This is a genomic window from Mesoflavibacter sp. CH_XMU1422-2 (genome assembly GCF_037029245.1).
Taxonomy (GTDB): Bacteria; Bacteroidota; Bacteroidia; order Flavobacteriales; family Flavobacteriaceae; genus Mesoflavibacter; species Mesoflavibacter zeaxanthinifaciens.
This window is the reverse complement of sequence record NZ_JAYMEE010000001.1, coordinates 150,915-162,901: the sequence shown is the minus strand read 5'-3', so window position 1 is coordinate 162,901 and position 11,987 is coordinate 150,915. Positions and strand designations below refer to the sequence as shown.

General features: G+C 31.7%; 10 protein-coding genes. 6 read left to right on the top strand and 4 right to left on the bottom strand.

Annotated features, from left to right (window positions below):
- Positions 1-3 precede the first annotated feature (3 nt).
- Together WA340_RS00765 and alaS are read right to left on the bottom strand one after the other, a co-directional pair.
- Positions 4-972 (bottom strand): GSCFA domain-containing protein, encoded by a 969-nt coding sequence (locus WA340_RS00765; RefSeq protein ID WP_336126886.1) that lies wholly within the window; start codon positions 970-972, stop codon positions 4-6.
- 17 nt (positions 973-989) lie between these two features.
- Entirely contained in the window at positions 990-3,605 is a 2,616-nt protein-coding gene (gene alaS, locus WA340_RS00760) for an alanine--tRNA ligase (protein WP_336126885.1), read from the bottom strand.
- 172 nt (positions 3,606-3,777) lie between these two features.
- On the opposite strand from alaS, the gene WA340_RS00755 reads away from it, so the two are divergent.
- From WA340_RS00755 to WA340_RS00730, 6 genes are all read left to right on the top strand, one after another.
- Entirely contained in the window at positions 3,778-4,749 is a 972-nt protein-coding gene (locus WA340_RS00755; RefSeq protein WP_027880294.1) for a M23 family metallopeptidase, read from the top strand.
- Entirely contained in the window at positions 4,749-5,078 is a 330-nt protein-coding gene (locus tag WA340_RS00750; protein WP_027880295.1) for a MerR family transcriptional regulator, read from the top strand. The genes WA340_RS00755 and WA340_RS00750 overlap by 1 nt, the downstream gene beginning before the upstream one ends.
- A gap of 12 nt (positions 5,079-5,090) precedes the next feature.
- Positions 5,091-5,675 carry a LemA family protein gene (locus WA340_RS00745; RefSeq protein ID WP_336126884.1) on the top strand — a complete coding sequence of 195 codons (585 nt, stop codon included), beginning with the start codon at positions 5,091-5,093 and terminating at the stop codon, positions 5,673-5,675.
- A gap of 9 nt (positions 5,676-5,684) precedes the next feature.
- Positions 5,685-6,125 (top strand): TPM domain-containing protein, encoded by a 441-nt coding sequence (locus WA340_RS00740; protein ID WP_336126883.1) that lies wholly within the window; start codon positions 5,685-5,687, stop codon positions 6,123-6,125.
- The gene (locus WA340_RS00735) at positions 6,122-6,955 is read left to right on the top strand and encodes a TPM domain-containing protein (RefSeq protein ID WP_336126882.1); all 834 of its coding nucleotides are present in this window, start codon (positions 6,122-6,124) and stop codon (positions 6,953-6,955) included. Before WA340_RS00740 ends, WA340_RS00735 begins: the two co-directional genes overlap by 4 nt.
- 92 nt (positions 6,956-7,047) lie before the next feature.
- Positions 7,048-7,524, top strand: coding sequence for a TPM domain-containing protein (locus WA340_RS00730; RefSeq protein WP_336126881.1), 477 nt, complete (start codon positions 7,048-7,050; stop codon positions 7,522-7,524).
- 158 nt (positions 7,525-7,682) lie between these two features.
- Here the strand turns inward: WA340_RS00730 and WA340_RS00725 are convergent, their stop codons facing one another.
- Both WA340_RS00725 and der read right to left on the bottom strand, forming a co-directional pair.
- Complete coding sequence (locus WA340_RS00725) at positions 7,683-10,466, bottom strand: outer membrane beta-barrel protein (RefSeq protein WP_336126880.1); 2,784 nt, start codon at positions 10,464-10,466, stop codon at positions 7,683-7,685.
- 116 nt (positions 10,467-10,582) lie between these two features.
- Entirely contained in the window at positions 10,583-11,890 is a 1,308-nt protein-coding gene (gene der, locus WA340_RS00720; RefSeq protein ID WP_027880301.1) for a ribosome biogenesis GTPase Der, read from the bottom strand.
- Positions 11,891-11,987 lie beyond the last annotated feature (97 nt).

The following is an 11,987-nucleotide window of genomic DNA, read 5'->3' as shown; positions in this document are numbered from 1 at the left end:
ATTTTAGTAAAAATCAATAAAAGGGAAAGATTTTTTAAGTGTTTCTTTACGTTTTTTTAACTGAAGTAAAAACTTCTGATGCGCTTCTGAAGATTCATTAAAAGGTTTATGAGACAACCCTTTTTGGATAGCTTCGACGTCTTCCATAGTTAATTTTGCACTAGAAGAAACCCAAGTATTTAAAAACTTATCCCAAATATAATCTACTGCTAACGGACTTGGATGCAACATATCTTGATTGTAAAACCTATAATCTCTTAACTCGTCCATCATAATCTCGTAAGAAGGAAAATAGTTTAAGTTATGTTTTTTGGACTCATGATTTTTACTTAAAAACTCATGAATAGCAGTAATTAAATGCGATTTACTTCTTGTATTTTCTATAAAACCATCTTTAATATGCCTAACAGGAGATACTGTAAAAATAAATTGAGCTTTTGGATTAACTAGACTAATTAATGAGACTAAGCTTTGTAGGCTTTTTTCTATTTGAACAGGTGATAATAATTCTTTTTTAAAGTTTTTCTGAGGAATTTTATGACAATTTGCTACAACTTGTTGATTTTCTAGAAAACGATATATCCAAGCAGTTCCTAATGTAATAATTATGTGTGAAGCTGATTTAAGTTTAAGTTTAGCATCAACTATCGTATCATTTAATGTAGAAAGAAGTTCTTCTTTAGAATGATTACTAAAAATTGAATGTGCATTTAAACAATGAAACTGTTCGTTATTAAATACTACATCTTTATCAGTAAATATCTGATCGGTTAATGCTTTTTTTATTAAAGTTTCAATCGCTAAAGGATGAAATAAAATACCTAATGGGTTAACTATATACTGAAACTTATAATAATTAAATTTTTCGGCAATGTTTTCTGCAAAACAAGACCCTAACAATACCACTTTAGAGTTATAATCTATTTGGTTATTAGGTATAACCTGAAGTGGTATGTTGGTTTGTAAGTTCATATATCTATAAAAGCAGATTATGCCAAATAAGCTTCTACAGCAGATAAAGCAGCATTAATACCTTCAGGGTTTTTACCACCTGCAGTAGCAAAAAATGCTTGTCCGCCACCGCCACCTTGGATGTGCTTACCTAACTCTCTAACAATGGTTCCTGCGTTTAAACCTTTACTTTCTACTAGTTTTTTAGAGATATAACAAGATAAGATTGCTTTACCGTTATTTTCTGCTCCAAATAATAAAAACAGGTTATCAAATTGGCTACCTAATTCAAAACATAAATCTTTAATACCAGATGCATCTAAATCTAATTTTTTAGCCAAGAAATTAACGCCATTAATTTCTTTAATTTCAGATTTTAACTGTCCTTTTATATTTTGAGCTTTATCTTTTAACAACTGCTCAATTTGTTTTTTTAAGGCTGTATTTTCTTCTTGTAAATTTTGAAGTGCTTTAACTGGTTCTTTAGCATTATTAAGCAAATCTTTCATTTCAAAAAACGCACGATTATTATCATGAAAATAGCTTTTTACAGCATCGTTTGTTATAGCTTCTATACGTCTTATTCCTGCTGCAACAGCACTTTCTGATACAATTTTAAAATGCCAAATATCTGCTGTATTATTTACGTGTGTTCCACCACATAATTCTATAGACTGTCCAAATCTAATAGTACGTACTGCATCACCATATTTTTCACCAAATAATGCCATAGCGCCTTCTTCTAACGCTTTTTCCATTGGTACATTACGTTGTTCTTGTAATGGCAATTTACTTTCTATCCTTGCGTTTACAAAGTTTTCTACGTCACGTAATTCTTCCACAGTCATTTTAGAAAAATGAGAAAAGTCAAAACGTAAGTATTTACTATGCACTGCACTTCCTTTTTGCTCTACATGATCACCTAAAATTTCGCGTAATGCTTGATGTAATAAGTGTGTTGCTGTATGATTACACTCGGTTCTGTAACGTTGTTTAGCGTCTACAGTTGCCTTAAACTTCTCAGTAATATTAGCTGGTAAATTTTTAGTTAAATGTATAGCTACATTGTTCTCCTTTTTGGTGTCTAAAATGTAAACCACATCACCATGAGCGTCTTCTAAATACCCTTTATCACCAACTTGTCCACCACCTTCTGCATAAAATGGGGTTAAGTTAAATACCAATTGGTACATCTCTCCATCTTTTTTAGAGGTAACTTTACGATATTTGGTAATTTTTACGTTAGTTTCTAGAGTATCATAACCAACAAACTCTTGTTCTTCATCTTCAATTAAAATAGTCCAATCATCAGATTTTAATTCTGAAGCTTTACGACCTCTATTTTGCTGTTCTTCAAGACGTTTTTTATAGTCTTCTTTATTGTAAGCGAATCCCTTTTCACGTAAAATTAAATCGGTTAAATCTTCAGGAAAACCATAAGTATCTTTAAGCTCAAATACTTTAGAACCTGAAATTTCTTTTCCTTTAGCAGTTTCAACAATACGATCTAGAATTGTTAATCCTTGCTCTAACGTACGTAAAAACGAAGTTTCTTCTTCTTTAATTACGTTTTCTATTAGTTGTTTTTGAGCTTTTAGTTCCGGGAATGCTTGTCCCATTTTTTCAACTAAAACATTAACTAATCGGTAAATAAAAGGTTCGTTTTTATCTAAAAAAGTAAAGCCATAACGTACTGCACGACGTAAAATGCGTCTAATAACATAACCTGCTCCGTTATTACTTGGTAATTGCCCATCTGCAATAGAAAAAGCTACTGCACGAACGTGATCTGAAATAACACGAATAGCAACATCAATTTTATCTTCTTTACCATAATCTTTGTGCGTTATGGTTTCAATTTCTCTAATTAATGGTGTAAATACATCGGTATCGTAATTTGATGTTTTGTTTTGTAAGACCATACATAAACGCTCAAATCCCATACCTGTATCGATATGTTTGTTTGGTAATTCTTCTAGGCTTCCATCTGCTTTACGATTGTATTGCATAAAGACAAGATTCCAGATTTCTACCACTTGCGGATGATCTTCGTTAACTAAAGACTTACCGTCTACTTTTGCTTTTTCTTCTGCAGAACGAATATCTACATGAATCTCGCTACAAGGTCCGCAAGGTCCTTGATCGCCCATTTCCCAAAAGTTATCTTTTTTATTTCCTTTTAAAATTCGGTCTTCGCTTATATATTCTTTCCAAATATCATAAGCTTCGGTATCCATACCTAAGTTATCTGCATCATCACTACCTTCAAAAACAGTGACGTAAAGTATGTCTTTATCTATTTTATAAACTTCGGTTAATAATTCCCAAGCCCAAGCAATTGCTTCTTTTTTAAAGTAATCGCCAAACGACCAGTTACCTAACATTTCAAACAACGTATGATGATAGGTATCGTAACCAACTTCTTCTAAATCATTATGTTTACCCGATACTCTTAAACATTTTTGAGAATCTGCAATACGATTATTTTTTGGCTGTGCATTACCTAAAAAATATTCTTTAAAAGGTGCCATACCCGAGTTAACAAACATTAAGGTTGGATCATCTTTTAAAACCATTGGTGCAGAAGGCACAATGCTATGCTTTTTGTTTTTAAAAAAATCTAAAAAAGTAGAACGAATGTCTTGAGAATTCATATTTATATTTTAATACTTGCCTTTTTTAAAGCGTTTTACACTAAAATAAAAGACTTTAGTTTTATTTACTTAAATTTAAACTGAAATATTTTTGTAAGTTTGCTCGTTACTGTTTTGATTAAAGCCCAACTTAAATCATATTTTTAACAGCAAAAATAGTATAAATTAAGGAATGAGTAAGGTAAAATATTATTATGATTCTGAAACGCTTTCATATAAAAAAATAGAGCGTAAAAAAAGACGTACATTTAAGTTCATCTTATTGTTTCTTTTAGCTAGTGTTTTATTTAGCTTTTTACTTGTTTTTATAGCCGGTCATTACATAGAATCGCCTAAAGAAAAAGCATTAAAACGCGAGTTGGCAAACTTAGAATTTCAATATGAATTATTGAATAAAAAAATGAGTCAAGCCGAAACTGTTTTAGCCAACATCGAAGAGCGAGACAATACCATTTACAGATTATATTTTGAGGCCAATCCAATACCAGAAGAACAACGCAAAGCTGGTTTTGGTGGTGTAAACCGTTACAAAAAACTTGAAGGTTTTGATAATTCTGAATTAATTATAAATAGCAACAAACGTATTGATAAACTTTTAAAACGTATTGTAGTGCAATCTAAATCTTTAGATGAAATTGCTGTTTTAGCTGAAGAAAAAGAAAAACTATTAACATCTATACCGGCAATACAACCAGTTAACAATAAAGATTTAACCAGAATGGCTTCTGGTTACGGTATGCGTTCTGACCCATTTACTAAACAACGTAAAATGCATTGGGGAATGGATTTTACCGCACCAAGAGGCACACCTGTTTATGCTTCTGGAGATGGTGTTGTGGTAAGAGCAGACAGTAATAGTTCTGGTTACGGAAAACATATTAGAATAGACCATGGTTATGGTTATGTTAGCTTATACGCACATCTTTACAAGTATAATGTGCAAAAAAACCAAAAAGTAAAACGCGGAGATTTAATTGGTTTTGTAGGTAGTACTGGTCGTAGTGAAGCACCTCATTTACATTATGAAATCTTTAAAGATGACCAACGTATTAACCCAATAAACTTCTACTACGGTAGTTTAACTCCTGAAGAGTTTAGCAAATTATTAGAACGTGCATCTTTAGAAAACCAATCTTTAGACTAATGATAATTGATTTACCTGAAAAAAGATATTATTCTATTGGTGAAGTCGCCAAAGCTTTTGATGTAAACACGTCTTTAATACGTTTTTGGGAAAAAGAATTTGAAGTTTTAAAACCCAAAAAAAACGCTAAAGGCAATCGTAAATTCACACCAGAAGACGTAAAAAACCTTCAGCTTATTTATCATTTGGTAAAAGAACGCGGGTTTACTTTGGAAGGAGCAAAAATTCATTTAAAAGAAGAAAAGAAAAAAACACTCGATAATTTTGAAATAATCGCTAAATTAGAAAGTGTAAAAAACCAACTTATAAAACTAAAAGAACAACTTTAAAACCAACACATCATGAAAAAATGGCTTGTACCAATTATCTTAATTGCACTAGCAGTTATTTTTGGAGTAAGAGTATACAACTCGACAATAGGATTAGAAGAAAATGTAGAAGAAGCATGGGCTAAGGTAGAAAGCTCTTACCAAAGACGTAGTGACCTAATTGGCAACCTTGTAAAAACAGTACAAGGTGCAGCAGATTTTGAAAAAAGTACATTAGAGTCTGTAATTAATGCCAGAGCAAAAGCAACATCTATAAATATAGACCCAACAAATATTACTCCAGAACAGTTACAACAATTCAATCAAGCACAAAGCGGTTTAAGCAGTGCTTTATCTAGATTATTAGTAACTGTAGAACGTTATCCAGGCTTAAAGGCTAATCAAAATTTTTTAGAACTACAAAGTCAATTAGAAGGTACCGAAAATAGAATTAATGTAGCAAGAGATAGGTTTAATGAAACGGTAAAACCTTATAATAAACATATAAGAACTTTCCCTAACAATCTACTTGCTGGTATTTTTGGTTTTGAGAAAAAAGCTTATTTTGAAGCAGAAGAAGGAAGCGAAAAAGCTCCTGATGTAGAATTTGATTTTTAATAAAACGCGATGTCTTTAGACGTAGAATCTTTTTTAACCGCTAGTGAAGAACAAGACATTGTTGATGCTATTAAGTTAGCAGAAAAAAACACGTCTGGAGAAATACGAGTTCATATAGAAAACACTTGTAATGCACATCTTGAAGAACGTGCTTTAGAAGTGTTTTCTGTTTTAAAAATACACAACACCAAAAACCGAAATGGTGTCTTAATTTATGTTGCTGTAGACGATCATAAATTTAGCATTTACGGTGATCAAGGTATTAACAAAGTAGTGCCTGATAACTTCTGGGACGAGACAAAAGATATCATTCAAAAGCATTTTAGAAACGGTAACTTTAAACAAGGTCTTGTTGATGGCATTATACACGCTGGAGAACAATTAAAAGCACATTTTCCTATAGAAGATGATGACACAAATGAGTTAACCAATACGATTTCTAAAGGATGAAAATAAGTAAACAGTTTATAAAAAACAGTGTATTTATTTTAGCACTATTATCGTTTAGTTTTGGATTTGCTCAGTTTGAAATCCCTAAAAAACCAGACTTCCAAACTAGTGTTTACGATTACATTAATTTATTATCTGCATCAAAAAAAAACACACTAGAAAACAAACTAGTTAAATATTCTGATAGTACTTCTACACAAATTGTTGTTGCAATAATTGCATCTACAAAAGGTGAATATATTAATTATTTAGCGACAGAATGGGCGCATAAATGGGGAATTGGTCAAGCTAAAGAAGATAATGGTATATTTATTTTATTAGCCAGAGATGACCGTAAAATAATGATTGCAACGGGTTACGGCGTAGAGCACTTATTAACCGATGCAATGTCACGCAGAATTATAGAGCGAGACATAATCCCTTATTTTAAACGTAATGATTATTATGGCGGTTTAAATCGTGGTGCAGATGCTATTTTTGAAGTCTTAAAAGGTGAATATCAAGGCACAAGAAAAAGTTCTGGTGGTGGTTTTCCTGTTGGTGTCATTTTCTTTTTGATTATCATCTTTATAATTATTCTTATTTCTATATCAAAACACAAACGCAATGGTGGTAATGGCGATCATTTTGGTGGTGGCGGAAATAGCACACGCGACATCTTAGAAGCCATTATTTTAAGCAATTCTGGTCGTGGTGGCTACAGACGTAGCTCTGGTGGATTTGGTGGTGGATTTGGAGGATCTTCTGGTGGCGGATTTGGTTCTGGTGGCTTTGGCGGCGGTTTTGGTGGCGGCGGTTTTGGCGGCGGTGGCGCTTCTGGTGGTTGGTAGTAAGGTTTACAGTCGCGATCGTATTTTTAGTTTCATTAGCAGACAACAAATTCAACTTCAACTAGTTCTAAATTTCAATATAAATTCTTTAGATGAAATATTTCACTTTTGTATTAGCCTTCGTTTTTTGTATTTCTTGTAAAACAAAACCTCAGCAAACCTTAAAACATAATCAAGCAGTTATTCAAGATTATGCTAATGTATTTTCTACAGTAGAAGAGGATTCACTTACTAATTTCATTTTAAATTATGAAAAATTAACTACTAATGAAATTTGTGTAATGACCATAGATTCTTTACCCGCAAATACAAAAGCACTTAGACATGCAATAAATATTGCTCAAAACTTAGGTATAGGAAAAGCAGATAAAAACAATGGTCTATTACTTTTAATTGCTAAAAGTGATAGACAAGTTGCTTTTGCTACTGGTTATGGTACAGAATTGATTTTAACCGATAGTGTTTGTTATCATTTAATTGAATCTACACTAATACCGAATTTTAAAAATAAGCTGTATTATAATGGTGTAAGGCAAGTGTTAGATTCGGTTAAGACTAAATGGTATTAATTAGATAAACTAAATAGTTTATTTAAAAATCATATTTCTTCACTTTCATTTTTAATTAAAATAACAAAGAATGAAGATGAGTATTCTCTTAAAGAGCTTTCTCGTCGCTCATTCTTCGCTCTGTCGAAATGACATTTATTAACGCTAAATAAATGACATTAATCTATAAAATACATACTGCTATCTCCACTTTCTCCTTTTGGACCTAGGCTGTTAAACTTCCAACTAAAGTTAAGCATAAAATATTGCCTTAAAACGGTACTTTGCGTGTCTTCTATATAATCTAAAGTTGCGGTACGCCTTGCGTTGGTATTTTGATTAAGTAAATCGTAAACTTTTAAGGTTAGCAAACCTTTGTCTTTTAGCACAGAATAAGACACACTAGCATTCCAGAACCAAGCATCTTTTTGGAAACCATCAGCAACATTTGGATTGTAATTATATGCTATATCGTTTCGCCATTCAAAACCTTTAGGTAAGAAAAATGCAGTATTTAAATCTAAATTATGAGAGGTAAAATTTCTGTCTTCAAATGCATCAATATCGTATTTATTATTTGTTAACGATATACGATAACGTGGTCTAAATTCAAACACATTATTATGGATGTAATCAAACCCTACGTTTGGATTAAAGCCCAATCTTTTACTAGAATATTGTACATTGTTATTATAGTTTATGTTTTCAGAAAAATTTCCCCACATACCTACTCTAGCTCTAAAACTTCTTAAAGAATCTATTTTGAATTTCTTTCTGAAACTACCACCAAAATATCCGTTTTTGTTACCATTTACATTATCGTAAGTTGTTATTCTTGTTAAAGTTTCTGGATCAATGGTTGTTCTTGATACTACAGCATCATTAGTTATTGTAAAATTAGAATAGAAAAAGAATCCTGTTTTTTCTTGCCAATTAAACGAGTTAAAATTAGCGTAAACACTATGAGAGTTTGTAGGACTTAAGTTTGGGTTACCTATTACTGTGTTTAAAGGATTAGAAACATCTTCAAAAGCTTGAAGTTGTCTTAGTGCTGGCGGTCTATTACTTAAGTTATAACTAACATATACTGTAGAGTTTTTACTAAAGCTATATCTAAAGCTAGAGTTAAGCTCTACAGCCTTAAAGTCTCTTTCTACATTAAACTGCGGTCTTAAACCATCGTTATTTTTTAACGTTCTTGCTACATAATCTGCACCAAATCTTGCAAACCATTTTTCTTTTCTAATACTTAACTCTATACCTGGTGAGTTTCTTATATCTGTATACTCAAAGTCTGTACTTAAGGCTAGATTAAAATCATCATAAGCATTTGTAGCATTATTAAAATCGAATGTACTCTGCTTATTTTCATCCTTATTATTTTGGTATTGATAACCAAACTTCACAAAGATTTCTTTTGCTTTTATTGGTAATCTATACTCTAAGTCTGCTCTTAAATTTGTACTATTATTATCGCCATCTGTAAATTGATCCCTAACAATAGTTTCTGGGTTTGTTCCAAAAACTTCAGCAACTGAGTTTATGTAGTCATCACTTTCGTTATTGTTTATACTATTATCTAAATTTAATCTTAAAAACGCACCTTTGTTTCCAAACTTTTTGGTTGCACTAATTTCGTTTGTAAAATTATTTGCTTGATTTTCTACAAAGGAGTTTAATGATGATTGGTTTGTCAGTACTTGGTCTTCGTCTAAAGTTTCGTCGTTACTTACGTAATCTGTATTTGTTTTGGTGAAAGAAAAACGAGGTCTAACGTTAATCATAAACGTAGTGTCTATTTCAATTTCAAAATCTGCATTTGCGGTATGCGAATTAGATTCGCTTACAGATCTTGATCTAGAGTTTGTAAAAAACCTAGAGTCTGACAGAATAGTTTCTCTTTGAGAGTTAGATTCATTTTCTGAGCTGCTTCCTGAGTAAAAATAATCTGCAGATGCTTCTAATGCTTTGCCATAATTATCTGCAAAATTTGCTCCTGCTAATTTTGAGGTCGTTATACCTTGTCCGCCTCCAAATTGTCTTCCGTTAATACTAAAAGAGCCATTACTGTTCCATGATGTACTACCGCCACTTCCAAACATTTTTTCTATTTCTCCAAAACTAAATCCTGGAGAGTTAATGTTGTTACCACCTACTAACGCACTAAACCTTTGGTCGTTATTAAAATGATTAAACATACCTGCAAATTCGTAGCGTTTGTCTGTTCCTGCTCCTGCTGCAACACGACCAAAGACACCTTTATTGTTTTCTTCTTTTATAGTAAGATTTATGGTTTTATTTTCGGCATCACCTTCTTCTCCTGTAAAAGCTTCACTTTTAGTTTTTGTATCTACAACTTGAATTTTTTCAATAATTTCTTTCGTTAAGTTTTTTGTTGTAATTGACGGGTCATTACCAAAAAACGGCTTACCGTTTACTAGTATTTGGTTTACTTCTTTTCCGTTTACGGTAATTTTTCCTTCTTCATCTACTTCTACACCTGGTAATTGTTTTAGTAAATCTTCTACTGTTGCGTCTTTTTTGGTTTTAAAAGACTTTACATTAAACTCTAAAGTATCTTTTTTAATGGTTACTGGAGCTGATGTTTTAATTAAAACTTCTTCTAATGCGTTACTGCTAACTTTTAGTTTAATTTCACCTAACTCTATATTATTTTTGTTTATAGCTATCTTTTGTTTGTAAGATTGATAACCAACATAAGAAACTAGAAGGTTTAGATTTTGATCTGATGTTTTATCTTCTAATTGAAAACTACCTTCTTTATCTGAAATAGTATATGAAACAAGACTACTATCCTTTTCTCTTTCTAAATAAACAGTCGCTGCTTCTAAAGGTGTATTATCTTCTTCGGCTACAATTTTTCCTGAAATTTTAAAGTCTTTAGATTGACTAAACGAAAGTAAACTACATAAAATAGTTACTACAAAAAGTAATTTACGCATTTGGTTGTTTTTGATTGATAATAGCATGTCTAGTTAGGAATGCTAACTCTAAAAAAAACGAAAATATACTTGTTGTAGTATTTAAGCTCTTAAAATAAACTTAAAATTTAAATAAATTATTTTTTTCGCATGTATACACTTACTGGTACACCTTTAAAATCATAAATTTCTCTTAGTTTATTTTCTAAGTATCTTTTGTAAGGATCACGTACATATTGAGGTAAATTACAGAAAAATGCAAATTGTGGCTGTGGCGTTGGCAATTGCATAATGTATTTAATCTTTACAAATTTACCTTTGTAAGCTGGTGGTGGATAACTTTCTATAATTGGAAGTAACGTTTCGTTAAGCTCGCTAGTTTTTATACGTTTTGCACGGTTATTATAAACCTCTACAGCTGTTTCTATAGCTTTATAGATACGCTGTTTTGTTAATGCAGAAATAAATACAATTGGTACATCTGTAAAAGGTGCAATTTGTTCTTTTATATATTTTTCAAATTGAACGGTTGACTTATGGTCTTTTTCTACTAAATCCCATTTATTGACAAGGATTACAATTCCTTTTCTATTTCGCTCTGCTAACCAAAAAATATTTTGAACTTGTCCGTCAAATCCTCTATTTGCATCTACCACTAATAAACACACGTCTGAATGTTCTATAGCTCTTACACTTCGCATTACAGAGTAAAACTCTAAATCTTCTTTTACTTTAGATTTTTTACGTATTCCTGCAGTATCAACTAAGTTAAATTCGAAACCAAAACGATTATATTTTGTATCAATTGCATCTCTTGTTGTTCCTGCAATATTGGTAACGATATATCTATCTTCACCGATTAAAGCATTTATAAAAGACGATTTACCAGCGTTTGGACGACCAACAACTGCAAATCTTGGTAAGATTTCTTCTCTTTCGTCTTCTTTAGGTTCTGGTAACGCTTCGACTAAAGCATCTAATAAATCACCTGTACCACTACCGTTTATACTGGCAATTGTATAATAATCACCAAGTCCTAAACTATAAAACTCTACAGCATCTTCGGCACGTTTTCCGTTATCAACTTTATTAACAACTAAAAACACTGGTTTTTTAACCTTTCGAAGTAGTTGTGCAACATCTTCATCCATTCCTGTTACACCAGATTCTACATCTACCATAAAGATAATTGCATCTGCTTCATCAATAGCTAATTCAACTTGCTTATCGATTTCAGCTTCAAAAATATCATCGCTACCAACTACATACCCGCCTGTATCTATTAATGAAAACTCACGACCATTCCAGTCTGTTTTCCCGTAGTGTCTATCTCTAGTTACACCACTTACTGCGTCTACAATCGCTTCGCGACGTTGAATTAATCTATTAAAAAAAGTGGATTTTCCTACGTTTGGTCTTCCTACTATAGCAACAATATTACTCATATCTTTATGTTTTAATCTGCATTACATATCCTGCAAGCGAGTGCAAAGGTAGTGTTTAAACTATTTACTATTCAATAAAAAACAGTATTTTAGTTTA

Excerpts from the sequence above, each read along its gene's own strand:
- WA340_RS00765 (WP_336126886.1), bottom strand. The coding sequence starts at position 972 with ATGAACTTACAAACCAACATACCACTTCAGGTTATACCTAATAACCAA.
- alaS (WP_336126885.1), bottom strand. The coding sequence starts at position 3,605 with ATGAATTCTCAAGACATTCGTTCTACTTTTTTAGATTTTTTTAAAAAC.
- WA340_RS00755 (WP_027880294.1), top strand. The coding sequence starts at position 3,778 with ATGAGTAAGGTAAAATATTATTATGATTCTGAAACGCTTTCATATAAA.
- WA340_RS00750 (WP_027880295.1), top strand. The coding sequence starts at position 4,749 with ATGATAATTGATTTACCTGAAAAAAGATATTATTCTATTGGTGAAGTC.
- WA340_RS00745 (WP_336126884.1), top strand. The coding sequence starts at position 5,091 with ATGAAAAAATGGCTTGTACCAATTATCTTAATTGCACTAGCAGTTATT.
- WA340_RS00740 (WP_336126883.1), top strand. The coding sequence starts at position 5,685 with ATGTCTTTAGACGTAGAATCTTTTTTAACCGCTAGTGAAGAACAAGAC.
- WA340_RS00735 (WP_336126882.1), top strand. The coding sequence starts at position 6,122 with ATGAAAATAAGTAAACAGTTTATAAAAAACAGTGTATTTATTTTAGCA.
- WA340_RS00730 (WP_336126881.1), top strand. The coding sequence starts at position 7,048 with ATGAAATATTTCACTTTTGTATTAGCCTTCGTTTTTTGTATTTCTTGT.
- WA340_RS00725 (WP_336126880.1), bottom strand. The coding sequence starts at position 10,466 with ATGCGTAAATTACTTTTTGTAGTAACTATTTTATGTAGTTTACTTTCG.
- der (WP_027880301.1), bottom strand. The coding sequence starts at position 11,890 with ATGAGTAATATTGTTGCTATAGTAGGAAGACCAAACGTAGGAAAATCC.